The 26,379-nt window shown below is 66.1% G+C and carries 24 protein-coding genes and 1 other RNA gene; 9 read left to right on the forward strand and 16 right to left on the reverse strand.

Features of this window, described 5'->3' with window-relative positions:
• Positions 1–37: 37 nt before the first annotated feature.
• From hisS to ndk, 5 genes are all read right to left on the reverse strand, one after another.
• Positions 38–1,378: a histidine--tRNA ligase gene (gene hisS / locus BCEP18194_RS15615; RefSeq protein WP_011352261.1), complete on the reverse strand. Its 1,341-nt coding sequence runs from the start codon at positions 1,376–1,378 to the stop codon at positions 38–40.
• A 16-nt stretch (positions 1,379–1,394) separates the two neighbouring features.
• A complete protein-coding gene (ispG, locus tag BCEP18194_RS15620) occupies positions 1,395–2,699 on the reverse strand; it encodes a flavodoxin-dependent (E)-4-hydroxy-3-methylbut-2-enyl-diphosphate synthase (protein ID WP_041493087.1) in 1,305 nt (434 codons plus the stop codon).
• A 112-nt stretch (positions 2,700–2,811) separates the two neighbouring features.
• Complete coding sequence (locus BCEP18194_RS15625) at positions 2,812–3,840, reverse strand: helix-turn-helix domain-containing protein (protein WP_011352263.1); 1,029 nt, start codon at positions 3,838–3,840, stop codon at positions 2,812–2,814.
• A 166-nt stretch (positions 3,841–4,006) separates the two neighbouring features.
• Entirely contained in the window at positions 4,007–5,146 is a 1,140-nt protein-coding gene (gene rlmN / locus BCEP18194_RS15630; protein ID WP_011352264.1) for a 23S rRNA (adenine(2503)-C(2))-methyltransferase RlmN, read from the reverse strand.
• Between the two features lie 55 nt (positions 5,147–5,201).
• Positions 5,202–5,627, reverse strand: a complete 426-nt coding sequence (gene ndk / locus BCEP18194_RS15635) for a nucleoside-diphosphate kinase (RefSeq protein ID WP_011352265.1) — start codon at positions 5,625–5,627, stop codon at positions 5,202–5,204.
• A gap of 249 nt (positions 5,628–5,876) precedes the next feature.
• On the opposite strand from ndk, the gene BCEP18194_RS15640 reads away from it, so the two are divergent.
• The gene (locus BCEP18194_RS15640) at positions 5,877–6,575 is read left to right on the forward strand and encodes a Bax inhibitor-1/YccA family protein (protein WP_011352266.1); all 699 of its coding nucleotides are present in this window, start codon (positions 5,877–5,879) and stop codon (positions 6,573–6,575) included.
• A gap of 64 nt (positions 6,576–6,639) precedes the next feature.
• Here the strand turns inward: BCEP18194_RS15640 and rlmD are convergent, their stop codons facing one another.
• Complete coding sequence (gene rlmD / locus BCEP18194_RS15645; protein WP_041492862.1) at positions 6,640–8,094, reverse strand: 23S rRNA (uracil(1939)-C(5))-methyltransferase RlmD; 1,455 nt, start codon at positions 8,092–8,094, stop codon at positions 6,640–6,642.
• Positions 8,095–8,258: 164 nt separating this feature from the next.
• On the opposite strand from rlmD, the gene BCEP18194_RS15650 reads away from it, so the two are divergent.
• On the forward strand, positions 8,259–9,113 hold the full coding sequence (locus tag BCEP18194_RS15650; protein ID WP_011352268.1) for an endonuclease/exonuclease/phosphatase family protein: 855 nt from the start codon (positions 8,259–8,261) through the stop codon (positions 9,111–9,113).
• Between the two features lie 33 nt (positions 9,114–9,146).
• Here BCEP18194_RS15650 and BCEP18194_RS15655 read toward each other — a convergent pair whose 3' ends face one another.
• The 10 genes from BCEP18194_RS15655 to ffs all read right to left on the reverse strand — a co-directional run bounded on the left by BCEP18194_RS15655 (position 9,147) and on the right by ffs (position 18,732).
• Positions 9,147–9,923: a 3'-5' exonuclease gene (locus BCEP18194_RS15655; RefSeq protein ID WP_011352269.1), complete on the reverse strand. Its 777-nt coding sequence runs from the start codon at positions 9,921–9,923 to the stop codon at positions 9,147–9,149.
• Positions 9,924–9,926: 3 nt separating this feature from the next.
• A complete protein-coding gene (gene rpoS, locus BCEP18194_RS15660; RefSeq protein ID WP_011352270.1) occupies positions 9,927–11,015 on the reverse strand; it encodes an RNA polymerase sigma factor RpoS in 1,089 nt (362 codons plus the stop codon).
• 11 nt (positions 11,016–11,026) lie between these two features.
• The gene (locus tag BCEP18194_RS15665) at positions 11,027–11,911 is read right to left on the reverse strand and encodes a peptidoglycan DD-metalloendopeptidase family protein (RefSeq protein WP_011352271.1); all 885 of its coding nucleotides are present in this window, start codon (positions 11,909–11,911) and stop codon (positions 11,027–11,029) included.
• Between the two features lie 5 nt (positions 11,912–11,916).
• Entirely contained in the window at positions 11,917–12,849 is a 933-nt protein-coding gene (locus BCEP18194_RS15670) for a protein-L-isoaspartate(D-aspartate) O-methyltransferase (RefSeq protein WP_011352272.1), read from the reverse strand.
• Positions 12,846–13,607, reverse strand: a complete 762-nt coding sequence (gene surE / locus BCEP18194_RS15675; RefSeq protein ID WP_011352273.1) for a 5'/3'-nucleotidase SurE — start codon at positions 13,605–13,607, stop codon at positions 12,846–12,848. Before surE ends, BCEP18194_RS15670 begins: the two co-directional genes overlap by 4 nt.
• Positions 13,608–13,829: 222 nt before the next feature.
• Positions 13,830–15,035, reverse strand: a complete 1,206-nt coding sequence (locus BCEP18194_RS15680; protein ID WP_011352274.1) for a CaiB/BaiF CoA transferase family protein — start codon at positions 15,033–15,035, stop codon at positions 13,830–13,832.
• 48 nt (positions 15,036–15,083) lie between these two features.
• Positions 15,084–15,680 carry a recombination mediator RecR gene (gene recR / locus BCEP18194_RS15685; protein WP_006478665.1) on the reverse strand — a complete coding sequence of 199 codons (597 nt, stop codon included), beginning with the start codon at positions 15,678–15,680 and terminating at the stop codon, positions 15,084–15,086.
• A 31-nt stretch (positions 15,681–15,711) separates the two neighbouring features.
• Positions 15,712–16,038, reverse strand: coding sequence for a YbaB/EbfC family nucleoid-associated protein (locus BCEP18194_RS15690; protein WP_006482124.1), 327 nt, complete (start codon positions 16,036–16,038; stop codon positions 15,712–15,714).
• A 92-nt stretch (positions 16,039–16,130) separates the two neighbouring features.
• A complete protein-coding gene (locus BCEP18194_RS15695; RefSeq protein ID WP_011352275.1) occupies positions 16,131–18,506 on the reverse strand; it encodes a DNA polymerase III subunit gamma/tau in 2,376 nt (791 codons plus the stop codon).
• Positions 18,507–18,633: 127 nt separating this feature from the next.
• Positions 18,634–18,732, reverse strand: an RNA gene (gene ffs, locus BCEP18194_RS38775) — signal recognition particle sRNA small type.
• A gap of 405 nt (positions 18,733–19,137) precedes the next feature.
• Here ffs and trxA point away from each other — a divergent pair.
• From trxA to BCEP18194_RS15730, 7 genes are all read left to right on the forward strand, one after another.
• The gene (trxA, locus tag BCEP18194_RS15700; RefSeq protein ID WP_006402348.1) at positions 19,138–19,464 is read left to right on the forward strand and encodes a thioredoxin TrxA; all 327 of its coding nucleotides are present in this window, start codon (positions 19,138–19,140) and stop codon (positions 19,462–19,464) included.
• A 193-nt stretch (positions 19,465–19,657) separates the two neighbouring features.
• Positions 19,658–20,920 (forward strand): transcription termination factor Rho, encoded by a 1,263-nt coding sequence (rho, locus tag BCEP18194_RS15705; RefSeq protein ID WP_006478662.1) that lies wholly within the window; start codon positions 19,658–19,660, stop codon positions 20,918–20,920.
• 136 nt (positions 20,921–21,056) lie between these two features.
• The gene (locus BCEP18194_RS15710) at positions 21,057–21,557 is read left to right on the forward strand and encodes a MerR family transcriptional regulator (protein ID WP_011352276.1); all 501 of its coding nucleotides are present in this window, start codon (positions 21,057–21,059) and stop codon (positions 21,555–21,557) included.
• A complete protein-coding gene (locus BCEP18194_RS15715) occupies positions 21,554–23,110 on the forward strand; it encodes an MFS transporter (RefSeq protein WP_011352277.1) in 1,557 nt (518 codons plus the stop codon). The genes BCEP18194_RS15710 and BCEP18194_RS15715 overlap by 4 nt, the downstream gene beginning before the upstream one ends.
• A gap of 38 nt (positions 23,111–23,148) precedes the next feature.
• Positions 23,149–23,982 carry a zinc-dependent peptidase gene (locus BCEP18194_RS15720; RefSeq protein ID WP_011352278.1) on the forward strand — a complete coding sequence of 278 codons (834 nt, stop codon included), beginning with the start codon at positions 23,149–23,151 and terminating at the stop codon, positions 23,980–23,982.
• 157 nt (positions 23,983–24,139) lie between these two features.
• Complete coding sequence (locus tag BCEP18194_RS15725; protein ID WP_006753671.1) at positions 24,140–24,400, forward strand: type B 50S ribosomal protein L31; 261 nt, start codon at positions 24,140–24,142, stop codon at positions 24,398–24,400.
• A 144-nt stretch (positions 24,401–24,544) separates the two neighbouring features.
• Positions 24,545–26,377 (forward strand): ArnT family glycosyltransferase, encoded by a 1,833-nt coding sequence (locus tag BCEP18194_RS15730; protein ID WP_011352279.1) that lies wholly within the window; start codon positions 24,545–24,547, stop codon positions 26,375–26,377.
• The last annotated feature ends 2 nt before the right edge of the window (positions 26,378–26,379 follow it).

Genomic DNA, 26,379 nt, shown 5'->3' on the forward strand with positions numbered 1-26,379 from the left:
TGTTCAGGCCGTTTTTGTCGAGCGGATGCCAGCGCGATCAGTCGTCGCCGTCTTCGGCGGATGCAACCATCGCATTGATTAGGAATTCGGTCAAGCCTTCGACCGGTACGGTCTGCTGAACGTTCTTTTCCCCGTCTCCGCCCGCACCGCGCAGCGCTTTGACGCCCACCGTGCCGTTTGCAACCTCTTCTTCACCGAAGATCACCGCGAACGCGGCGCCGCTTGCGTCGGCCCGTTTCATTTGCGACTTGAAGCTCGCCGGCGCGCCGTCGGCGCTGCAGTGGAAGATCACGTCGAGGCCCGTATCGCGCAGGCGCTCGGCCGCGATGAACGCCTGTTCGCGCGCGGTCTCGCCCTGATGCACGACGTATACGTCGACGCCTTCCTGCTCGGGAGCGAGATCGTCTTCCTTCAGCAGTTCGAGGATCCGCTCGATGCCCATTGCCCAGCCGCACGCGGCGGTCGGCTTGCCGCCGAGCTGCTCGATCAGCGGATCGTAGCGGCCACCGGCTGCGACGGTGCCCTGCGCGCCGAGCTTGTCGGTCACCCACTCGAACACGGTCAGGTTGTAGTAGTCCAGGCCACGCACGAGACGCGGGTTGATCTTGAACGGAATGTTGTTCGCGAGCAGCAGGCGCTGCAGCCCTTCGAAGTGCGCGCGCGACTCGTCGCCGAGGAAGTCGATCAGCTTCGGCGCGTTCTGCGCGATTTCCTGCAGCGCGGGGTTCTTCGTGTCGAGCACGCGCAGCGGGTTCGTATACAGGCGGCGCTTCGCATCCTCGTCGAGCACGTCGGCAAACTGCTCGAGGTACTTGATCAGTTCGACGCGATGCGCGGCACGCTCTTCGGCGAGGCCGAGCGAGTTGATCTCGAGCTTGATGCCGGTCAGGCCGAGGTCGTCCCACAGGCGCTGGCACATCATGATGATCTCGGCATCCGCATCAGGACCCGCGAAGCCGAGCGCCTCGACGCCGACCTGGTGGAACTGGCGATAGCGGCCGCGCTGCGGACGCTCGTGACGGAACATCGGGCCGATGTACCACAGGCGCTTCGGGCCGTCGTACAGCATGTTGTGCTCGATCGACGCGCGCACGACGGCCGCGGTGTTTTCCGGGCGCATCGTCAGGTTCTCGCCGTTCAGCGCGTCGGTGAAGCTGTACATCTCTTTTTCGACGATGTCGGTGACCTCACCGATGCCGCGCGTGAAGAGCTGCGTGTGCTCGACGATCGGCGTGCGGATGTTCTGGTAACCGTATGCGCGCAGCAGCGATTTCACCGTAGCTTCGAAGAACTCCCAAAGGCCGGCATCCTGCGGAAGGATGTCGTTCATGCCCTTGACGCCGGTGAGCTTCTCGATCTTGCGTTTTTGTTCAGTCATCGTGTGTGTGGACGAATTAGTTCGTGGCCTCAGCGCGGCCGTAGTTGCGTTCGACGTAGTCGCTGACGATCTGCTGGAATTCCTCGGCGATCCGCTCGCCGCGCAGCGTCTTGACCTTCTCGCCGTCGATGAAGACAGGCGCGGCCGGGTTCTCGCCCGAGCCCGGCAGGCTGATGCCGATGTTCGCGTGCTTCGATTCGCCCGGGCCGTTGACGATGCAGCCCATCACCGCGACGTTCATTTTCTCGACGCCCGGATACTCCTTGCGCCAGGCCGGCATCTGCTCGCGCAGGTAGGTCTGGATCTGCATCGCGAGCTCCTGGAACAGCGTGCTCGTCGTACGGCCGCAGCCCGGGCACGCGATCACCATCGGTGCGAACGAGCGCAGGCCCATCGTCTGCAGGATTTCCTGGCCGACGATCACCTCGCCCGTGCGCGACGCGCCCGGCTCCGGCGTCAGCGAGATGCGGATCGTGTCGCCGATCCCTTCCTGCAGCAGCACGCCGAGTGCAGCCGTCGACGCGACGATGCCCTTCGAGCCCATGCCGGCCTCGGTCAGCCCGAGGTGCAGCGCGAAGCCGCAGCGGCGGCTGAGTTCGCGGTACACGGCGATCAGGTCCTGCACACCGCTGACCTTGCACGACAGAATGATGCGGTCGCGGCCGAGGCCCAGTTCGACCGCACGCTCGGCCGAGCCGATCGCCGACTGGATCAGCGCCTCGTACATCACGCTCTGCGCATCCCACGGCTGCGAACGCGCACCGTTCTCGTCCATCATGCGCGCGAGCAGATCCTGGTCGAGACTGCCCCAGTTCACGCCGATCCGCACCGGCTTGTCGTACTTGGCCGCGGCCTCGATCATCTGCGCGAACTGCGTATCGCGCTTCGCGCCCTGGCCGACGTTGCCCGGGTTGATCCGGTACTTCGACAGCGACTCGGCGCAGCCCGGGTAGTCACGCAGCAGCAGGTGGCCGTTGTAGTGGAAATCGCCGACGAGCGGCACGGTCACGCCCATGCGGTCGAGCTGCTCGCGGATCGCCGGTACGGCGGCCGCGGCCTCGGGCGTGTTGACCGTGATGCGCACCAGTTCGGAGCCCGCGTTCGCGAGTTCCTTGATCTGGATGGCCGTGCCGATCGCGTCGGCCGTGTCGGTATTCGTCATCGACTGCACGCGCACCGGCGCGTCGCCGCCGATCGTCACGAGTTGCCCGCCCCAGCGGACATCCACCGCATGCGATACGCGGCGCGGCTGATGCCCGCCGAACACCGGCTCGGTTGAACAAATCTGACTGCTGCGTGGGGATTGAGCTTCGGATTGCATCGATAGATCCATTTACGCGGAATGCGCCGCGACGCGGCGCATGAATTGAAAAAGCGCCGTGTCCTCACGGCCTGTCGATATCGACGACAGGCCTTCGCCACGGCGCTTGACGTCAGGGCAACGTGAACCGCGCCACATTACCCCGCGCTGCCGAATATTTTGCCGGATCGACAGGTTTTCCGTCGAACGCGATCGCGTCGAGGCCCGCCTTGTTGCCGATCGTGACCTTGAACGGGCCTTCGCCAGCGACCTGCTTCGCCTCGCTGCTGTGCACCAGCCCGGAGAACAGCTCCTTGCCGTTCTTGTCGCGCACGCTGAACCAGCTGTCCTGCTTGACCTTCAGTTCCACCATCGACTGGCCGGCCGCGACCACGACGCTCGCCGGCTGTGCCGGTGCGGCGGCGCTGGCCGCCGTCGTTGCCACGACGGGCTGCGAAGCCGCCGCCGTCACGACCGGCGCCACGGGCGCAGGCGCCCGAACAGCCGATGCAACTGCCGGCGCCGGCGCTGCAGACGCAACAGCCGGGGCCGGAACCTCATTCGCGACCACGGCAGACGCACCACCCGAAGCCGCCTCTTCGACGGATGACGACGATGCTGCCGCCGGCACGCTCGCGGCCGACGCATGCTCCGCGTCGCCGCTCTTGAAGCGCGCGAGCAGGCTCGACGAATCGCCGCCAGTGTGCCACATCAGTACCGCAACCACCGCGACGACGACGATCCCCGTGCCCCACAGCCACGGGTGATGGCGCGACGATCCGCCCAGCGGAATCGACACGCGGCCGCGCGGCAGATCCGTCCCCGACGACGCGGGCATCGACAGGTCGACTTCCGGCACCCCGCGCTCACGGCGCAACGCCTGCGCGAACGGTTCCGGATCAACGCCGAGCATCTTCGCGTAGCTGCGCACGACGCCGAGCGCGAACGTCACGCCGGGCAAATGGCTGATGTCACCGGCCTCGAGCGCCCGAAGCTTCTGCGGTGCGACCTTGAGTCGCGCCGACACGTCGTCGACGGTCCAACCCCTTGTCTCCCGAAGCTGCGCCAGTCGGCTGCCGACTGCCGCAAGCGATTCCAACCCTGCCGGTGCCGGCTTCGCGCCATTCGTCTCTGCGCCGTTAGACGGCTGCGGCTCACTCATCCTTGTCCTCGCGTCGATTCTTCTTCACTGGCGGGCCGCCGCCGGTTCCCGCCGGCCGGCACCCGCAACTGTCCATACCATGCGCGACGCCGAGGCGCCGCGACCGATCGCTATTCGCGTGTTGTACCGCTTAAAGGTCCCCAGCATCCCCGGCTAGGCGTCCCCGTCAAATCGCCCGAACTTCGATGATTTTTCCTGCTGCGCCCGTACGTTCCGCGAGGCGCGTGCGGTCCTTCACTGCGCCGGCCAACTGGCCGCACGCGGCATCGATGTCGTCGCCGCGCGTCTTGCGCACGGTCGTGACGACACCCGCGTCGATGAGGACCTGTGCAAAACGCTTGATCTGCTCCGGCTTCGAGCGGATGAGGCCCGATTCCGGAAACGGATTGAACGGGATCAGATTGAACTTGCACGGCACGTCGCGCGTGACGGCCAGCAGTTCGCGCGCATGCGCTTCGGTGTCGTTGACGCCGTCCAGCATGCAGTATTCGAAAGTAATGAAGTCGCGCGGCGCGACTTTCAGATAACGCTGGCAAGCCGCCATCAGCTCGCGCAGCGGATACTTCTTGTTGAGCGGCACCAGCTCGTCGCGCAGCGGATCGTTCGGCGCGTGCAGCGAAACGGCCAGCGCGACCGGCAGCTCGGCACCGAGGCGGTCCATCATCGGCACCACGCCGGACGTCGACAGCGTCACGCGGCGGCGCGACAGGCCGTACGCGTTGTCGTCGAGCATCAGCCGCATCGCCGGCACGACCGCGCTGTAATTCAGCAGCGGTTCGCCCATGCCCATCATCACCACGTTGGTGACGACCCGTTCGGCCTTGCCGTTCGGGCCGGGCGCGCGGCCCAGTGACGCTCGCAATGCAAATTCGGCCATCCGTAGCTGGCCGATGATTTCGGCTGTCGACAGATTGCGGGAAAAGCCCTGCTTGCCCGTCGAACAGAAGCGGCAGTTGACCGCACATCCGGCCTGCGACGACACGCACAGCGTGCCGCGCGTCTCCTCCGGGATGAACACGGTTTCGACCGCATTGCCGTTTCCGACGTCGATCAGCCACTTGCGCGTGCCGTCGGTGGAAACGTGATCGCTGGCGATCTCGGGCATGCCGATCGACGCGCGGCCCTTGAGTTTCTCTCTCAAGGACTTCGCGAGATCGGTCATGCCGTCGAAGTCGCCAGCGTTGTACTGATGGATCCAGCGCTGCAACTGCTTGGCGCGGAACGGCTTCTCGCCGAGGCTGCCGCAGTACGCGACGAGACCCTCGGCATCGAAGTCGAGAAGATTGACGGTAGTTTCGCTCGTCATGATGTGCTGCCTTGCCGCGTGCGCTGAATCCTGCCTACTTGCTGCCAGCCAGGGCTTAGCGCGAGTAAACGTTCATTTCCGGGAAGAAGAACGCGACTTCGACCGCTGCCGTTTCAGCAGCGTCCGAGCCGTGCACGGCGTTCGCGTCGATGCTGTCGGCGAAGTCGGCGCGGATCGTGCCCTTTTCTGCCTTCTTCGGATCCGTTGCGCCCATCAGGTCGCGGTTCTTCAGGATCGCGCCTTCACCTTCCAGAACCTGGATCATCACCGGGCCCGAGATCATGAAATCGACGAGGTCCTTGAAGAACGGACGCGCTGCGTGAACCGCGTAGAACTTCTCTGCGTCAGCACGCGACAGGTGTGCCATGCGCGATGCGACGATCTTCAGGCCGGCGCCTTCGAAACGGCTGTAGATCTGGCCGATCACGTTCTTTGCCACCGCATCCGGCTTGATGATCGACAGGGTGCGCTCGATTGCCATAAAAACTCCAAAAAATTAAGAAGTTACAGGTTCAAATGAATCCGCTATTGTAGCACGATCCCGTGTATCATTGCGATTGAACCCTTACACGCATGAAAGGTTCAGAATCCAAATGTTTTGTGCCGCCCGGCCATTGAAACCTCCCGGCACGGAACGTATCTTAGCCATAGCTGCTCCGGTTTGCTGCGCCGCACACCGCGTGTGCCGAACCGGCCCCGAACGCCCATGCGTTCAATGTTAGGAGAAACCATGAACGACTATCCGTACAATTTCGGCCGCGGCGGTTCCGTCAGCACCGCCGAGGTTCGCAACCGCGTGCTGCGGAACACGTACTGGCTGCTCGCGCTGTCGATGGTGCCGACTGTGCTGGGCGCCTGGGTCGGCGTCGCGACGGGCTTCTCGCTGTTCGCGGCCACGAGCCCGATGATGAGCCTGCTCGCGTTCTTCGCGATCGCGTTCGGCTTCATGTTCGCGATCGAGCGGACCAAAAACAGCTCGGTCGGCGTGTTCGTGCTGCTCGGCTTCACGTTCTTCATGGGCCTGATGCTGTCGCGGCTGCTGAGCTTCATCCTCGGCTTCTCGAACGGCCCGTCGCTGATCATGCTCGCGTTCGGCGGCACCGGCATCATCTTCGCCACGATGGCAACGATCGCCACCGTCAGCAAGCGCGACTTCTCGGGGCTCGGCAAGTGGCTGTTCATGGGCGTGATCGTGATCCTGCTCGCATCGGTCGCGAACATCTTCCTGCAACTCCCGGCGCTGATGCTCACCGTGTCGGTGCTCGCGATCGCGATCTTCTCCGCCTACATGCTGTTCGACGTCCAGCGCGTCGTGAACGGCGGCGAGACGAACTACATCTCGGCCACGCTCGCGATCTACCTCGACCTGTACAACGTGTTCACGAACCTGCTCGCGCTGCTCGGCATCTTCGGCGGCAACCGCAACTGACGTTCGTCTCACCCCATGAAAAAACCGGCCCGCGGGCCGGTTTTTTTACGTCCGCCGCTTGGGCTCAGTCGCGCTCGAACAGTGCGATCGATTCGACGTGCGACGTATTCGGGAACATGTTCACGACACCGGCGCCCTTCAGGCGGTAGCCGGCCTCGTGCACGAGCAGGCCCGCATCGCGCGCGAGCGTCGACGGGTTGCACGACACGTAGACGATGCGCTTCGGCAGCGGGCCTTCACCGCTCTGCGCGATCTCGGCCAGCGCCTTCGACACCGCGAGCGCGCCTTCGCGCGGTGGGTCGATCAGGAACTTGTCGAATGCGCCGAGCGCGCGGATGTCGTCGCCCGTCACTTCGAACAGGTTACGGCACGCGAACGTCGTGTGGCCGTCGACACCGTTCTCGCGCGCGTTCGCCAGCGCGCGCGTCGTCAGCGTGTCACTGCCTTCGATGCCCATCACCTCGCGCGACAGCCGCGCGAGCGGCAGCGTGAAGTTGCCGATCCCGCAGAACAGGTCGAGCACGCGGTCGTCGCGCGACGGCGCGAGCAGACGCAGCGCGCGGCCTACCAGCACGCGGTTGATCTGGTGGTTGACCTGCGTGAAGTCGGTCGGCTTGAACGGCATGCGGATGCCGAATTCCGGCAGCGTGTAGTCGAGCGACACGTCCAGCGGATAGAACGGCGCCACCGTGTCCGGACCTTTCGGCTGCAGCCAGAACTGCACTTTATGCTCGTCAGCGAACGCGCGCAGCAGCGCTTCGTCGTCCGCGTTGATCGGCTCCAGCACGCGCAGCACGAGCGCCGTAACTTCCGAACCGACCGCGAGTTCGATCTGCGGCATCCGATCGCGGATCGACAGCCCCTCGACGAGCCGGCGCAGCGGCACGAGCATCGCCGACACGTGCGGCGGCAGCACTTCGCAGCTCGTCATGTCGGCGACGTAGCTGCTCTTCTTCTCGTGGAACCCGACCAGCACGCCGCCCTTCTTCGCGACGTTGCGCACGGTCAGGCGCGCGCGGTAGCGATAGCCCCACGACGGGCCGTGGATCGGCGCGAACATCGTTTCCGCACGCAGCTTCGCCAGGTGCCAAAGGTTGTCTTCGAGCACGCGCTGCTTGACCGCCACCTGTGCACGCATGTCGAGGTGCTGCATCGAGCAACCGCCGCAGGTGCCGAAGAACGCGCATTTCGGCTTCGTGCGCATCACGCTCGGGCGCAGAATGTCGACAACCGTCGCCTGCTCGTAGCTTGGCTTGCGGCGGAAGCTCGAATAGGTCACGCGCTCGCCCGGCAGCGCGCCTTCGACGAAGATGACCTTGCCAGGCTCGCCGTCCTCGGTGATCGTGCGACCGACACCGCGCGCTTCCATGTCGAGCGATTCGATCTCGAGAACCGGGGCGGGCCCGGGCGCGACGGGCGCATTTCTTGATTTGCGCGCAGAAGTGGGGACGGCTTCGGACACCAGCTTTTCCTGACAAACGTTGAAGAAGGCGAGATTGTAGACGACGCAGGCCCGCATCGCCCGCTTTGCATGCGGCAAGCGTCGATACTTGAGCATAGACGGCCCGACATTGCGCCGGAGCGGCCACACAGGCGGCCGAGGAGCACCGCGACCGGGTGTTCCCGTGGAGCCGATCCGGGAGCGTCCCTCGACCCGAAACCCGCCCGACAGGAGATTCAACCTTGCGACTGATCGACTGGAACATCCAATGGGGTCGGGACGCGGACGGCGCCGTCGATCTTCCGCGCACCGTCGCGGCGATCCGCGCGCTCGGCGACTTCGACGTGCTGTGCCTGCAGGAGGTCACGCGCGGCTTCGGCGCACTGCCCGGCCGGCCCGGTGCCGACCAGTTCGCCGAACTCGCGGCGCTGCTGCCCGGATATGCGATCGTCGAAGCGATCGGTGCCGACTTGCCACCGATCGAAACCGGCGCACCGCGCCGTCAGTTTGGCAATGCGATCGCGACGCGGCTGCCGGTCGGGCGCGTGCTCCGCCAGTTGCTGCCGTGGCCGGCCGACGCCGGCGCGCCGTCGATGCCGCGTATCGCGCTCGACGTCGAGTTGCAGGCGCCCTTCGGGCCGCTGCGGGTGGTCACCACGCATCTGGAATATTATTCGGCGCGCCAGCGGCTCGCCCAGGTCGACGCACTGCGCGACCGGCACCGCGAGGCCTGCGCGCATGCGGCACGACCGGCGCCTGCAGAAACCGCCGAGGGGCCGTTCAGCGCGACCGGCCAGCCGTGCGATGCGATCGTCTGCGGCGACTTCAACAGCGCGTTCGGCAGCGAGGCCTATCGCCGATTCATGGAGCCGATCGCAGACGCGCCGCGCTTTGTCGACGCATGGGTCGCACGGCACCCGGGCCGCACGCCGCCGCCGACGGCCGGTGTCTACGACACGGTGCAATGGTCGGAGGGGCCGCTCGCATGCGACTTCGTGTTCGTGACCGATACGCTGCTGCCGCGCGTTACGCGCTGCGAGATCGACGGCGATGTGCGCGCGTCGGATCACCAGCCCGTGCTGCTCGAACTGGCATGATCGCGCCACCGGCCGTGGGACACCGCGCCCGCGCTACGCGTCGAAACCGGCCAGGTATTCGGCCCAGTGCGACGCAGGCTCCTGCGCGAGCGAGTTCTTCACGAGCAGGATCTCGTCCGCATACTCGCTCGGCGTCAGGCCGCCGCGCATCAACTGGAACCGGCAATACAGCAGGTAGGTATTGACGACGTCGGTTTCGCAATAGTTGCGGATTTCCTCGATCCGACCGGCCTGGAACGCCGGCCACACCTGGCTGCCGTCCATCCCGAGCTTGCCCGGAAAGCCGCACATCTTCGCGAGCGCGTCGAGCGGCGCATTCGCACGCGCCTGATACATCGCGAGCACATCCATCAGGTCGGTATGCCGCGAGTGGTAGCGCGAGATGTAGTTGTTCCACTTGAAATCGCGGTCGTCCTCGCCGAGATCCCAGTAACGGGACGCGGGGACGCCGTGCACGAGCGCGCGGTAATGGAGCACCGGCAGATCGAAGCCGCCACCGTTCCACGACACGAGCTGCGGCGTGTATTTCTCGATCACGCGGTAGAACGACTGGATCAGCGTCGCTTCGTTGTCCTGCGGCGTGCCGAGCGAGCGCACGCGAAACCCGTTGTTGTCGCGAAACACGCACGAGATCGCCGCGATGCGCTGCAGGTGGTGCGGCAGGAAATCGCTGCCGGTCTTCTCGCGGCGGGCGGCGAACGCATGTTCGGCCACCGCGGCATCGTCGAGCGTCGCGGGCAGGTCTTCCAGACGGCGAATGCCGTCGACATCGGGAATGGTCTCGATGTCAAAAACAAGAATCGGAGTCATCAGTTACAGAACGGCGTCCTTGCGCACACCGTTGGAGGCGAAAAACCGCTTGAGGCGCACCAGCGCTTCCTGCTGGATCTGGCGCACGCGCTCGCGCGTGAGCCCCATCTCGTCGGCCAGCTCCTCGAGCGTCGCCGGTTCGATGTGGTTCAGGCCGAAGCGGCGCTCGATCACGTGCCGGTGCTTGTCGGACAGCCGAGACAGCCACGCGCGCGTCAGCGTCTCGAGCTCGCGGTGCTGCACCTCGGCGTCAGGCGACTGGCTCTGGTCGTCGGGCAGCAGGTCGAGCAGGCTGCTCGCGGGATCGAGGTCCAGCGGCGCGTCGAGCGACGCCGTGTGCTCGTTGAGCGCGAGGATGTCGGTGACTTCCTCGGCGGTCTTGCCGGTGAGATAGGCGATGTCGTCGATGCTGGCTTCGCGGCGCTCGGCCGCCTCGCCCGTCGACATCGAGTTCTTTTCGAGATGGCGCTTCGCGCGCAGCACCTGGTTCAGTTCGCGGATCACGTGCACGGGCAGGCGCACCGTGCGGGCCTGGTTCATGATCGCCCGTTCGATGCTCTGCCGGATCCACCACGTCGCGTAGGTCGAGAAACGAAAGCCGCGCGTCGGGTCGAATTTCTCGATCGCATGCATCAGGCCGAGGTTGCCTTCCTCGATCAGGTCGAGAAGCGGCACGCCACGGTTCAGATACCCCTTCGCGATGCTGACGACGAGGCGCAGGTTGCGCTCGATCATCACCTGCCGCGCCTCGAATTCGCCGGCCTTGGCCAGACGCGAATAACGCTGCTCCTCCTCGACGGTGAGCAGCGGCTTCACGCTGATGCGGTTCAGGTAATGCTGGATCGTGTCGGCCGTGAGTTCGGCCTGCAGCATCGTGCGGAAATCGTCGACGTCGGGCGCCGCCTCGGCACGGCCTTCGCGCTCGTCGTCGCCGCCTTCCGAGTCAGAGTCGCGTGCCTCGAGGTCACGCTCGTTGTCCGCGACGTCGTCTTCGTCGTCCGTCGAAGCACCAGCTCGCCCCACCGATGCTTGCGTGGCTCGACTGATTTTCTCAGACTCGGCTTGCGGCTCGTGGCGCTTCGATTTCGGCATGGTCGTCTCGGTTATTGAGGCGGCAAATACTTCAGCGGATCGACAGGTTTACCCTGCCGGCGAACCTCGAAATGCAGCATCACGCGGTCGGAATCGCTGTTCCCCATCTCGGCGATCTTCTGCCCCTTCGTTACCGCGTCCCCCTCTTTTACCATCAAAGCGCGATTGTGTGCATACGCCGTGAGGTAAGTTGCATCGTGCTTGATGATAATGAGGTTGCCGTAGCCGCGCAGACCATTGCCGGAGTAGACGACGCGACCGTCGGCCGCCGCCTTCACGGTCTCGCCGGCCGTGCCGCCGATATTGACGCCCTTGTTCTTCGCGTCGTCGAAACCGTTCAGCACGGGACCGCGCGCGGGCCACGCGAACGTCACGGGGCCGCTCGGCGCGGCTGCCGTATCGCTCGATGCGGCTGCCGCGGCAGGCGGCGTCGCGACCGACGACGTACCGGCGGCCGGCGTTGCGGGGCCGCTGCTGAGCGGCGCGGTCGCAACGGCGGCGCCCGCGATCGGCGCGGCGACCTGCGTGCCCGCTACGGCGGCACCGGCTTGCGGCGAAACACGCAGCAGCTGGTCGACTTCGATCTGATTCGGGTTCACCAGGTTGTTCCACGCGGCGATGTCGCGATAGTTCTGCCCGTTTTCGAGTGCGATCCGGTACAGGGTGTCGCCCGGCTTCACCCGGTAGTAACCCGGCGGCGCCGGGGGGAGCGGCGCCGCGGGCTGCGCGGTGCCGGTCGTGCCGAGCGAACCGGAGCGATCGACGACGGGCGCGTTGTCGAGCCGCGTCGCACAGGCGGCCAGAAGCGTGGAGAACGCAGCTACGCAGATCGCGCGCTGGGCGAGCGTGAGCGGTTCCCTGGAACGGTTGTTTTGCATCGCGCGCAACATACTCATCGGTTTCAAATTACTCCGGATTTTAAAGGGACAAAGAAAACGCGATCAAGCCGTGACTCCCGCCATTGCGCGTGCGCGACGCGCTCGACGAGCGTGAGCACCTGGTGCTGCCCGCTCTGCGCGCCGACCGGCGCGACGAGCCGCCCGCCGATCGCAAGCTGCTCGAGCAGCGCCTGCGGCACGTCGAGCCCCGCCGCCGCGATCACGATCGCGTCGAACGGGGCCGCGGACGGCAGGCCGACACGCCCGTCGCCGTAGTGCAGACGGATGTTCGGCACGCGCAGCGGCCGCAGGTTCAGCTTCGCGCGCTCGTAGAGCGGCTTGATGCGTTCAATCGAATACACGTCGCGTGCCACGTGACTCAGCACGGCGGCCTGGTAGCCGCAGCCCGTGCCGATCTCGAGCACGCGCTCGAGCGTGCGGCCGGCCATCGCGAGCTCGATCATGCGCGCGACGACCGACGGCTTTGAAATGGTCTGCTGGTGGCCGATCGGCAACGCCGAATCCTCGTAAGCCTGCGTCGCGAGCCCCGGATCCACGAACATGTGTCGCGGCACCGCGGCCATCGCTTCCAGCACGCGCGCGTCGGTCACACCGTTCGCGCGCAGCCGTTCGACCATCCGTTCGCGCACACGTTCCGACGTGAGCGCAAACGCGCCGGCCGGCGCGACGCTCGGCGCGGCCGGCTTCGGCATCGCGGGCTTCAGCGCGGTCGGCTTCGGTGCGGTCGCCGGCTTCGCGGCGGCGGAACCGGGCAATGCCGTACGCACCGCAGCAGGCTTCACCGCAACCGGCTTCAGCACGGCCGCGGGCTTGTCGGCGGCCTTCGAACCCGCGACCGCCGCATGGCGTTCGCCGGCCCGACCTTCCGACTTGCGTGGCGCTCGCTTGAGATCTTCGAGCGCGAGCGGGAACCGCTTCGCGCGCTCGCCGCTCATGAAGCCCGCCCTCCGGCGCGCGCCCATTCGCGCGTCGCGGGCAGCATCTGCGTATGCGTGAGGTCCAGCTGCAGCGGCGTGATCGACACGAAACCGTTTGCCACTGCGTGAAAATCGGTGCCGTCGCTGGCGTCCAGCGCTTCGCCCGCTGCGCCGATCCAGTAGATCGGTTCACCGCGCGGGTCGGTCTGGCGAATCACCGGCTGCGACGGATGTCGCTTGCCGAGGCGCGTGACCTTCCAGCCTTTCAGTTCGTCGTACGGCAGGTTCGGAATATTGACGTTCAGCAACGGCTGGCCCGGCAGCGGATGCGCGAGGTAGTGCTTGACGATTTCCGCGGCGACGCGCGCGGCGTCCGGCAGATGGGCCCAGCCCTTGTCGACCAGCGAGAATGCGATCGCCGGCACGCCGAACATGATGCCTTCGGTGGCGGCCGCAACTGTCCCCGAATAGAGCGTGTCTTCGCCCATGTTCTGGCCGTTGTTGATCCCGGAAACGACGAGATCCGGCCTGGCGTCGGCCATCCCCGTCAACGCGACGTGTACCGAATCGGTCGGCGTGCCGTTCACGTAGAAGAAACCCGTACTCGCCGCGCGCTGCACCGACAGCGGCCGCGACAACGTGAGGGAATTCGACGCGCCGCTGCAGTTCTGCTCGGGCGCGATCACCGTGAGCTCGGCCAGCGGCTGCAGCGCGTCGCTGAGCGCGGCGAGACCGGGGGCGAGATAGCCGTCGTCGTTGCTGAGTAGGATTCGCATCCGGCGATTGTAACCGAGGAAAGATGGCGCGAGAGCGACAGTCCGGCGACTGCGGATGGACAGCTGCGGGCACCCGGACACGCAGCGCCGTTGCGGTGCGGTGCGGCGTTCTGCGTGCTCAGGAAAGCGCCGCGCCGGCCCGGGTTTTCCCCCGCTAACGGAGCCCCGTTGGCGAACGCTCCGTTCCGGGAGCCTGGCGCGAAACGCCAGGCCCGAGGGTGCTCAAATCGCGCCCGCGTCGCGCAGTGCGGCAATCGCCGGCGCGTCGTAGCCGAGGCCACGCAGCACCTCGTCCGTATGCTCGCCGAGTTCGGGCCCGAGCCAGCGCGTTTCGCCCGGCGTGTCGGACAGCTTCGGCGTGATGTTCGGCAGCGGAATGTCGGTGCCGTCGGCCAGCTTGAAGCGCTGGATCATCCGCCGTGCGACGAACTGCGGATCGGTGAACATGTCGGCCGCGCTATAGATGCGCCCGGCCGGCACGTCGGCTGCATTGAGCACGACAAGCGCTTCTTCGATCGTGCGCGGCGCGAGCCACGCAGCGATCGCATCGTCGATCTCCTGCGTGCGCGGCACGCGCCCGTCGTTTTGCGCAAGCGCGGGATCGTCGGCGAGGTCGTCGCGCTCGATCGCTTTCATCAGGCGCTTGAAGATCGGATCGCTGTTGCCGCCGATCACGATGCTGCCGTCACGGCACGCGTACGTATTCGACGGCACGATGCCCGGCAGCGACGCGCCGGTACGCTCGCGCACCATCCCGTACACGCCGTATTCGGGCACCACGCTTTCCATCATGTTGAAGACGGCTTCATACAGTGCAACGTCGACCACCTGCCCCGCGCCGCCGTTGACCTTGCGGTGATGCAGCGCCATCAGCGCGCCGATCACGCCGTGCAGCGCGGCGATCGAATCGCCGATCGAGATGCCGATGCGCGGCGGCGGCAGCTCGGGATAGCCGGTGATGTGACGCAGCCCGCCCATCGATTCGGCGATCGCGCCGAAGCCGGGCCGATCGCGGTACGGGCCCGTCTGCCCGTAACCCGACAAGCGCACCATCACGAGGCCCGGGTTGTCGGCCGACAGCACGTCGTAGCCGAGCCCGAGCTTTTCGAGCAGGCCCGGGCGGAAGTTCTCGATCACGATGTCGGCCTCGCGCGCGAGTTGCCGCGCGATCGCCTTGCCGGCGTCGGCCTTCAGGTTGAGCGTGACCGATTTCTTGTTGCGCGCCTGGACGGACCACCACAGCGACGTGCCGCCCTGCTCCGGATGGAGCTTGCGCCACTTGCGCAGCGGGTCGCCGCCGTTCGGATCCTCGATCTTGATCACTTCCGCGCCGAATTCGGCGAACAGCCGCGACGCGAACGGTCCCGCGATCAGCGTTCCGAATTCGAGCACTTTGACGCCCGCAAGCGGGCCCTGGCTGGTGCTCATGTGTCTCCCTGGTATGAGGAACGGCGCCGCCTGGCAGCGGCGCCCGGCTTACATAGTGCGGCGGTCGAGCATCGCGCGGGCGATGGTGCCCGCGTCGACGTATTCGAGCTCGCCGCCCACCGGCACGCCGCGCGCGAGGCGCGTGACCGCGAGCCCGCGCGCCTTCAGCGTCTGGCCGAGGTAGTGCGCGGTGGCTTCGCCTTCGTTCGTGAAGTTGGTCGCGAGCACGACTTCCTTGACGACGCCGTCGGACGCGCGCCGCACGAGGCGGTCGAAATGGATTTCCTTCGGGCCGATCCCGTCGAGCGGGCTCAGCCGGCCCATCAGCACGAAATACAGCCCGCGGTAAGTCATCGTCTGCTCGAGCATGATCTGATCGGCAGGCGTCTCGACGACGCACAGCAGCGTCGGATCACGCTCTTCGTCGCTGCAGACCTCGCAGATCTGCGCTTCGGTGAACGTGTTGCACTTCTCGCAGTGCTGCAGGTGCTCGGTCGCGAACAGCAGCGACCGGCCGAGCCGCTCCGCGCCCTCCCGATCGTGCTGCATCAGGTGGACCGCCATGCGCTGGGCGGATTTCGGCCCGACGCCGGGCAGCACGCGCAATGCTTCGACGAGAGCAGACAGGGCGGACGGCTGTTTCATACGGCAGCAAAAAGTGGCACGGACGCTACGCTCAGAACGGCAGCTTGAAGCCCGGGGGCAGCGGCAGGCCCGACGTCATGCCGCTCATTTTTTCCTGCGACGTCGCTTCGGCCTTGCGCACGGCGTCGTTGAACGCAGCCGCGACGAGATCCTCGAGCATGTCCTTGTCGTCCGCGAGCAGGCTCGGGTCGATCGACACGCGACGTACTTCGTTGCGGCACGTCATCGTCACCTTGACGAGGCCGGCGCCCGACTGCCCTTCGACTTCGATCAGCGCAAGCTGCTCCTGCATCTTCTTCATGTTTTCCTGCATTTGCTGCGCTTGCTTCATCAGTCCGGCGAGGTTGCCTTTCAACATGGGAATACTCCTTCTTGATCGTGTGAAAACCGGCACGCGGCGCGTGCCGGCCAATGTGTGGGCGTGATTGTGCCTGTCGCGGGGCGGTCAGTTCAATGCAGCGTCGGCGGCGGGCCGTCCGGCGCCGCGTCGGCAAGCGGGCGCACCGAACCCTCGACGATGCGCGCACCGAAATCGCGCACGAGCTGCTGGACGAACGGATCGCCGTGAATCTCCTGCTCGGCCTCGCGCTGGCGTGCCGCGCGCGCGGCCGCATCGAGCGCCGCCGCCGTACGCCGTGCGGGCCCGACTTCGACGGCCACCTCGACCGGCTTGCCGAGCGCATCGGCCAGCGCGGCCTTCAGCTTCGCCACCTGCGCGGCGTCCGCATATTGCGGCACCGGCACGGAAAGTTTCAACGTCGTCGCATCGACGGCCGTCAGTTCGCTGTTGAACGCAAGCTGGTACGCGACGCCCTTGAGCGGCAGCCGTGCAGCCAGTGCCGGCCATTCGCCGTCGAAGCCGACCGGATCGAGTGCGATCGCGGGCGGCAACGGACGCGTGTCGACCGGTGCGGACGGACGGGTTTCCGCCGGCCTCGGCGTCACGCGCACATCGTCGGGGCCGCTGTCGAACACCGGCACGAAGCCATCGTCGGGCGGGCCGCCGAACATTTCGTCGGCGCTGAGGGGCACGTAGTCGTCGGGCGGGATGTCTTCCCACGGCGGCGAGGCCTGACGCGAATCGGCTGCCTGCGGCGCACGGGCCGCGGCGCGCGGCGTCGGCACCTGTACGGCAGCGGGACGCGGTGCGACCGGTTTCTCGGCAGCCGGCTGGGCTGCCGGTTTAGCGGCTGGGGCGGCACCTGCGCGCCCGCGGTCGGACGACACGCGCATCCCCGCATTGCGCAACACGTCGAGCGCGGCGGCAGCGCCTCCGGAACGCGCCGCCGGACGTGCAGCGGGCTCAGGCGGCGCAGCGCGCGGCGTCGGTTCGGACGGCGCAGCCGGCTCGTCGCTTCGCTGCTCAACGACGGCAGGCGACTCGGGCTCCTTGCGGACAGGCGCCGGGGTATCGCCGGCCGGCTCCGCTTGCGGTGCTGCAGCCGTCTGCGGCTGCGGCGTTTCGATGACTGGCGCGTCAACCGGGGCCGGCGCGGCGGCCTGGACGGCAGCCGGCTTTACGGCCGGCCGGTCCGTTTCGTCGCCGGACTGCACCGGCGCTGTATGCACAACCGGTGCCGCGGGTACCGCGGGCGCTGCCGGTGCAACGGCCTGCTGCCGCACTGCTTCGGCAGGTGCAGCCGATGCCGGCTTCGCCGCCGCAACCGATGCTGCCGCGACGCGCGGGCCCGGCACCGCACGCGGCACGGACGGCTGGCCGCCCGTCGCACTGCCGGCAGCAACCGCCGGCTCGAACGCGAGCATCCGCAGCAGCGTCATCGTGAAACCGGCGTACTCGTCCGGCGCCAGGCCGAGCTCGGCGCGACCGACCGTCGCGATCTGATAGAACAACTGGACCTGCTCGGGGCTTAACGTGTCGGCGAAGCGGCGCAGGTCGCCTGCTTCGGGCCATTCGTCGAGCACCGAGCCCGGCGCGAACTGCGCCCACGCGATCCGGTGCAGCAGGCTCGCGAGATCCTGAAGCGCGGTCGAGAACGACAGGCTGCGCAGCGACATCTCGTCGGCAATCGCGAGGATTTCCGGGCCGCCGCCTGCGGCAAGCGCGTCGAGCAGACGCACCATGTAAGTCTGGTCGAGCGCGCCGAGCATGCCCGACACGGCCGACTCGGTCACCTCGTTCGCCGAATAGGCGATCGCCTGGTCGGTGAGCGACAGCGCATCGCGCATGCTGCCCTGCGCAGCGCGCGCGAGCAGGCGCAGTGCCTGCGGCTCGAACGTGATCTGCTCTTCGCCGAGGATCCGTTCGAGATGCGACACGATGTGCCCGGCCGGCATCTGCTTCAGGTTGAACTGCAGGCAGCGCGACAGCACGGTGACGGGAATTTTCTGCGGATCGGTCGTCGCGAGGATGAACTTGACGTGCGGCGGCGGCTCTTCGAGCGTCTTCAGCATCGCGTTGAACGCGTGATTCGTCAGCATGTGCACTTCGTCGATCATGTAGACCTTGAAGCGCGCATCGACGGGCGCGTACACCGCGCGCTCGAGCAGCGCGGCCATTTCATCGACGCCGCGGTTGCTCGCGGCATCCATCTCGACGTAATCGACGAAACGCCCTTCGTCGATCTCGCGACAGGCTCGACACACGCCGCACGGCTGCGACGTGACGCCGGTTTCACAGTTGAGTGCCTTGGCGAAGATCCGCGACAGCGTCGTCTTGCCGACACCGCGGGTTCCGGTAAACAGATAGGCGTGATGGAGACGCCCGCCGTCGAGCGCGTGCGTAAGCGCCCTGACGACGTGCTCCTGGCCGACGAGCGAAGCGAAATCCTTCGGACGCCACTTGCGTGCGAGAACTTGATAGGTCATCGGGAAATTGTATCAGTAACGCTGCGTCGCGCCGACACGCGAAACGGTGCGGAAGACAGGCAACGGGCAGGCAAAACGGAGAGTGATGCGGAAATAAAAAACGCCCGGCGAATGGGGCGAGAAGGAAGGTGACGAGCCCAACCCTCGGCACTGGCGGAAAACGATTGTGGCTGCTTCGTTCCCGACCTGACCAGGTTCACCGCCCCACCATGCGAGGAGGCCCGTCACGGCATATTCTATCACCGCTTCCGGATGAATGCGACCGTTTGTTCGCACCAATACGCATATGACCCGACAAACCGACGCGCACCGGGCTGCATGAAGCTCGCCCGATGCGAATTGCATGCGCACCCACCTCTTGTAATTTGCGGGCCGGCCTCCACCTGCTGGACACAACGGTCGAACGTCGCGTCGTACCCCTACTCGCGTAGCGGCTACTATCGCCGCCCGCAGCAGATAGCAATTTAGGCTAATATGACGCCCGAACGACCCGCGAGCCGCGGCATGCAGCGCTTACACCCCTCCTTTCCGGAGAGCGGAGTGACCTGCCGCAGCGGCCGGCAGCCAACGGCAGCCGGTACGCCGCAACGCGCAAGCAGGCAGTCCCCGAACCGTAAGAGGTATTGACCCAATGAGCGAACAGATCAAACACATCAGCGACGCATCGTTCGAACAGGACGTCGTCAAGTCCGACAAGCCCGTGCTCGTCGATTTCTGGGCCGAATGGTGCGGCCCGTGCAAGATGATCGCCCCGATCCTCGACGAAGTCGCGAAGGATTACGGCGACAAGCTGCAGATCGCGAAGATCAACGTCGACGACAACCAGGCAACGCCCGCGAAGTTCGGCGTGCGCGGCATCCCGACGCTGATCCTGTTCAAGAACGGCGCGGCCGCCGCGCAGAAGGTCGGCGCGCTGTCGAAGTCGCAGCTCACCGCATTCCTGGACAGCCACCTGTAATACAGGCAGTTCCGCGGACGTGTTGTCAACCGGCAACACGTCCGTCGACAAGCCGCCGATCGCTCGCTCAAGCGCGAATCGGCCTATGCTAGAATTAAAAAACGTCGACAAGACGCATTTAAGTCTCTGAGCGCTTCCGCTCGCCCTCCTCCCTTTATTTCTTTCGTCGTCTCCTCCCTGGCGGGTTCTCCGTATGCATTTATCCGAGCTCAAGTCTCTGCACGTCTCCGAACTGATCGAAATGGCCAATGGCCTGGAGATCGAAAACGCGAACCGCCTGCGCAAGCAGGAGTTGATGTTTGCCATTCTTAAAAAGCGCGCCAAGACGGGTGAGACGATCTTCGGCGACGGTACGCTCGAAGTGCTGCCGGACGGCTTCGGCTTCCTGCGCTCGCCGGAAATGTCGTACCTCGCGAGCACCGACGACATCTATATCAGCCCGTCGCAGATCCGCCGCTTCAACCTGCACACCGGCGACACCATCGAAGGTGAAGTCCGCACGCCGAAGGACGGCGAGCGCTACTTCGCGCTGGTGAAGGTCGACAAAGTCAACGGGCAGCCGCCCGAGGCCTCGAAACACAAGATCATGTTCGAGAACCTCACGCCGCTGCACCCGAACAAGCCGCTGTCGCTCGAACGCGAAATGCGCGGCGAGGAAAACGTCACGGGCCGCATCATCGACATGATCGCGCCGATCGGCAAGGGCCAGCGCGGCCTGCTCGTCGCGTCGCCGAAGTCGGGCAAGACCGTGATGCTCCAGCACATCGCACACGCGATCAAGCAGAACCACCCGGACGTGATCCTGTTCGTGCTGCTGATCGACGAGCGCCCTGAAGAAGTGACCGAAATGCAGCGCTCGGTCGCCGGCGAAGTGATCGCATCGACGTTCGACGAACCGGCCACGCGCCACGTCCAGGTCGCCGAAATGGTGATCGAGAAGGCCAAGCGCCTCGTCGAAATGAAGCATGACGTCGTGATTCTGCTCGACTCGATCACACGTCTCGCACGCGCGTACAACACCGTGATCCCGGCATCGGGCAAGGTGCTGACGGGTGGTGTCGACGCAAACGCACTGCAGCGTCCGAAGCGCTTCTTCGGCGCGGCGCGCAACATCGAGGAAGGCGGTTCGCTGACGATCATCGGCACCGCGCTGATCGAAACCGGCAGCCGCATGGACGACGTGATCTACGAAGAGTTCAAGGGCACCGGCAACATGGAAGTGCACCTCGAGCGCCGCCTCGCGGAAAAGCGCGTGTATCCGTCGATCAACCTGAACAAGTCGGGCACGCGTCGCGAAGAAATGCTGATCAAGCCCGAGATCCTTCAGAAGATCTGGGTGCTGCGCAAGTTCATCCACGACATGGACGAAGTCGAAGCAATGGAATTCCTGCTCGACAAGATCCGCCAGACGAAGAGCAACTCCGAGTTCTTCGACCTGATGCGCCGCGGCGGCTAATCACCCCCGCCCCGCACCAGAAAGACGGCCGCCCGCGCATCCTGCCTGGCGGCCGTTTTTTGGTTCCAACCTAAACGTGAACGTACAGGTTGATCTATAATCGCATCATCGCCCACACCGAATCTCCCGCCTCCCGATGCCGAACGACGCCTCCACCCCGCTGCTGACCGTGAGCGATGCGGCTTCACGGCTCGGCGTCACGCCGCGCACGCTGAAGTATTACGAAGAGCGCGGGCTCGTCACGCCGTCGCGCAGCGAAGGCCGCTACCGCCTCTACGACGAAGCCGACCTCGAGCGCTTCGCGCGCATCCTGCGGCTGCGCGCGCTCGGCTTCTCGCTGCACGGCATCACCGAAATGCTGAAGCGCCCGCTGGAAGAAACGGGCGACGGCCGGCGCCGCTACTCGGACGCGTCGCTGCGCGACATTCGCACCGGCCTTGCCGAGCAGATCGACACACTCGACCGGCGGATCGCGGCCGTCCAGCGCGAACTGAAGGAAGCCGTCACGTTGCGCAAGGAGCTGCAGCACGACATCGACTACGTCGATCGGCGTCTTGCCGGCGAAAACGCCGATGCGCTGATCGCGCAGCGGCAGGCGGAAGCCGGCACGCGGCGCTCGCGCAAGGCGCGCGAATGAGTGCGATGCCCGGTCGCTCGCCGCTGTGGAGCCGCGCGAACCTGCGCGCGGACCTGTTCCCGTGGGCGCTCGCGCTCGTCACCGGCATCGACTATTTCGACAACGCGGTCTTCTCGTTCTTCGCGAGCTACATCGCGGGCGGCATCAACGCATCGCCCGACGAACTCGTGTGGTCGTCGAGCGCCTACGCGGTCACGGCCGTGCTCGGCATCCTGCAGCAGCAATGGTGGGTCGACCGGCTCGGCCATCGCCGCTACGTCGCCGGCTGCATGCTGATGTTCTCGTTCGGCGCGATCGCAGCCGCGCTCGCCGACACGTCGCTCGAACTCGCGTTCGCGCGCGGTTTCCAGGGGTATTTCATCGGCCCGATGATGGGCGCGTGCCGGATCCTGATCCAGGTCAGTTTCAAGCCGCAGGAACGGCCGCCCGCGACGCGCGCGTTCCTGATCATGATCCTGCTCGGCAGCGCGCTCGCGCCGATCGTCGGCGGCCTGCTCGTCGCACATTCAACGTGGCGCGCGCTGTTTGCGTGCTCGGCGCCGGCCGGCATCGCATTCGCGATCCTCGCGCTGCTCACGCTGCCCGATTCGGGCCGGACGCCCGACGACGAACGCGGCTCCGGGCACTTCTGGCCGTATGTCGTGTTCGCGCTCGCGCAAGGCGCATTGCAGATCGTGCTGCAACAAGTGCATTACCAGCTCTACAGCGGCTCGCCGATGCTGATCCTGCTGACGATCGCGGGGGTCGGCGCGCTGGCGTGGTTCGCGTATCACCAGTGGAACCATCCGACGCCGCTCGTGCGCCTGCACGCGTTCCGAGAACGGACTTTCCAGGTCGGGCTGCTGCTGTACATGTTCTATTACTACGAGTCGACCGGCTTCAGTTACCTGACGTCGCGGTTTCTCGAAGGCGGGCTCGGTTACCCGGTCGAGAACGCCGGGCGGCTGGTGGGCACGATGTCGCTGATTTCAGCCACCGCGCTGTTCGCGTACCTGCGTTACGCGAAATTCGTCACGCACAAGAAGTGGTTCGTCGTGCCGGGGTTCGCGATCGCCATCACGGCCGCGCTGTGGATGACGCGGATGACGCCGCAGGTCGGCGAAGCTGCGCTGATCGTCCCGCTGCTGCTGCGCGGGCTACTGCTGCTCTTCATCGTGCTGCCGGTGGCCAACCTGACGTTCCGGATCTTCGCGATCGACGAATACACGCATGGCTACCGGTTGAAGAACATTGTGCGGCAACTGACGATCTCGTTCGCGACGTCGTCGGTGATCATCGTCGAACAGCACCGCGTGGCCCTGCACCAGACGCGGCTTGTCGAGCGCGCGAACGTGTTCGACCCGGTGTTCCAGCAGACCGTCGACACACTGACGCGCAGCTATGCCGCCGCCGGCCACGCGCTGAACGAGGCGCACGGCCTCGCGATCGCATCGATCGCGCGGATGGTCGCGCAACAGGCGTCGTTCCTCGCATCGCTCGACGGCTTTTACTTCCTGGCGGGTGTGGCGCTGGTCGGCGGCCTCTTTGCGGCATGGCAAAAAGAGATCGATTGAGTTAAAAGACAGGCTTTGGATTTCCGCGAGCCGCCTTCATGCTCTCGAAACTGACCCGCTGGTTCGACGACCGCCGCCGCGACCGCGCGCTGCGCAGCCACCCGATCCCCGACGCGCTGTGGCAGGACACCGTCGAGCGCCTGCCGTTCCTCGCGGCGCTGTCGCCCGACGCGCTCGGCCGGCTGCGCGAGCTGACGAGCCTGTTCGTCGCGAAGAAATCGTTCTCGACCGCCCACGGGCTGGAGCTGACAGACGCGATGATCGTCGCGATCGCCGCGCAGGCCTGCCTGCCCGTGCTGAATCTCGACTTGTCGCTGTACGACGGCTGGGTCGGCGTCGTCGTGTATCCGGGCGAATTCGTGATCCGCAAGACGGTGCAGGACGAGGACGGCGTCGTCCACGAAGTCGAGCAGGATGCGAGCGGCGAGGCCTGGGAAGGCGGCCCCGTGATCCTGTCCTGGGAAGACGCGCAGATGACGGACGGCCGTGACGCGTACAACGTCGTGATCCACGAGTTCGCGCACAAGATCGACATGCTCAACGGCGCGGCCGACGGCTATCCGCCCCTATTTCGCCGCTGGCACGCGCCGCACCTCGATGCGCAGGCCTGGGCCGACGTGTTCGAGCACGCGTACGACCAGTTCTGCGCGCGCGTCGACGCGGTGCCGGACCGCGCGTGGGCGCGCTTCGAGCGGGATTCGCTGATCGACCCGTATGCGGCCGACCACCCGTCGGAATTCTTCGCGGTATGCAGCGAGGCGCTGTTCGTGCGGCCGAAAGCGTTCGAGTCCGAATTTCCGGAGCTGTACCGGCTGCTCGCGCGCTACTACCGGCAGGATCCGGCCGGCACCGGCGCACTCGACGCAGCGTGAAAATTATTCGTCAACCATCTGATTTTCTGGCATAATCGCCGTTTTTCGACCTTAGGCAAGTGGCTCGCGCCGGGCTTGGCGTCCTCCGGTTTGCGCAATGTGCGCGCTCCGGCACGGCAAGCGGCGGGTTGGCTACCGCTCTCACCAAGGAAAGACCATGAAAGAAGGCATCCACCCGAACTACCGCGAAGTCGTCTTCCAAGACATGTCGAACGGCTTCAAGTTCATCACGCGCTCGACGATCCAGACGCGCGAAAACATCGAACTCGACGGCAAGACCTACCCGCTCGCCAAGATCGAAGTGTCGTCGGAATCGCACTCGTTCTACACGGGTCAGCAAAAGATCATGGACACGGCAGGCCGTGTCGAGAAGTTCAAGAACAAGTTCGGCGTTCGCGCCAGCGGCAAGGCGAAGTAAGCTTCGCATTGCATCCGGTGGTTGCATTGCACCGGTACCGCACAAAAGGGCAGCCCAGGCTGCCCTTTTTTGTCTCTGCTCGCCCGGCAGGCGCCAGCCGGCGCCCGGGCAACGACCTGACGCGCAACAGCGGGCGCGTCTACAATGCCGGATGCTCGAAACCGGCTCCACCGCGCGCATCCGCGCCGGCCACCCGCCCATAACAAATCGCTCATCTGCATGAAGCCTGTCGTCCGTCTCACCGCCTCCGCCACGCGCGCGCTACCGCGCTGGCTGCTGCTTACGCTCTGCTTCGTCTACGCAGCGTTCGGCCTGTTCGGCCGCGACCCGTGGAAGAACGAGGACGCGGCAGGCTTCGGCGTGATGTGGACGATGGCCAAGGGCGGCTGGCACGACTGGCTGCTGCCGAACCTGGTCGGCAAGTTCATCACGACCGACGGGCCGCTCGGCTACTGGCTCGGCGCGCTGTCGATCCGCGGCCTGGGCCCGTGGGTCGACGCGAGCAACGCGTCGCGCGTCGATACCGGCGTGCTGTTCTGCGTCGCGTGCGCCTTCGTCTGGTATGCAGCCTACCTGCTCGGCCGGCGTGCCGAGGTCCAGCCGTTCAAATACGCATTCGGCGGCGAGCCCGAGCCGCGCGACTACGGCCGCACGCTCGCCGACGGCGCGCTGCTGGTACTCGTCGCCTGCTTCGGCCTCGCGGAGCGCGGGCATGAAACGACGCCGCAACTCGCGCAGTTCGCGTGGATCGCGATGCTCGTCTACGGGATCGTGCGCGGTATCGACAAGCCGATGCAGGGCGCGCTGTGGTGGGGCCTCGCGATGGGCCTCGTCGCACTGTCCGGCAATCCGGTGCTGGTCGTCGCCCTGCTCGCCGGCACGGCCGTGCTGTGGCTCGTCACGCCCGAGATGCGCAACCTGCGCCTGCCGCTGGTCGGCGTGCCGCTCGCGGCCGCGATCTTCGCGCTGTGGCCGCTGGCCGCGTTCGTCGCGGCGCCCGACGACGCCGCATGGTTCTTCAACCAGTGGATCCACGGCAGCCTGATGCGCTTTTCGGGCCCGCCGACCGCCGTGCTCGGCTATGCGGCGAAGAACCTGCCGCTGTTCACGTGGCCCGCATGGCCGCTCGCGATCTGGGCATGGTGGAGCTGGGCCGGCATGCGCCGCCGGGCGCACATCGCGATTCCGCTGTCGGTCGCCGTGCCGCTCGTCGCGCTCGTGATCCTGCAGAGCCAGCAGTCGAACCGCATGTACATGCTGCTGCTGCCGCCGCTCGCGGTGCTCGCGACGTTCGCGCTGCCGACCCTCAAGCGCGGCGCGATCAACGCGATCGACTGGTTCGCGGTGCTGAGCTTCACGATCCTCGGCACCTTCGTGTGGCTCGTGTGGCTCGCATCGATCACGGGCTTCCCGCATCCGCTCGCGCGGAACCTCGCCCGCCTCGTGCCCGGCTACGAGCCGCACTTCAAGATCCTGTCGTTCATCTGCGCGGTGATCGCCACCGTGTGCTGGTGCTTCCTCGTGCGCTGGCGCATCTCGCGGCAGCCGAAGGTGCTGTGGCGCAGCGTCGTGCTGTCGGGTGCGGGCACCACGCTGATGTGGGTACTGCTGATGACGCTGTGGCTGCCGATCGTCAACTACGGCCGGACCTATCGCGATGTCGCGCAGCAGATCGCGGTACACCTGCCGTCCGACTACGAGTGCATCTCGCCCGTGCGGCTCGGTGACGCGCAGATCGCGACCTTCGCGTATTTCGGCAACATGCGCTTCGATTTCTCCGGCGATTGCGACGTGATCCTGCGCCAGGACCGCGCGGACTTCGGCGAGCCGAGCTCGATGTCGCAATATGTGTGGCGTCTCGTGTGGGAAGGCCGCCGCGCCGCCGACCGCGACGAGCGCTTCCGCCTGTACGAGCGCATCGAACGGCCGAAGACGCCCGTCAAGCGACGTCCGCCGCGCCGTCAGCCGGCCGATTGACG

Source organism: Burkholderia lata, assembly GCF_000012945.1.
GTDB classification, from domain to species: domain Bacteria; phylum Pseudomonadota; class Gammaproteobacteria; order Burkholderiales; family Burkholderiaceae; genus Burkholderia; species Burkholderia lata.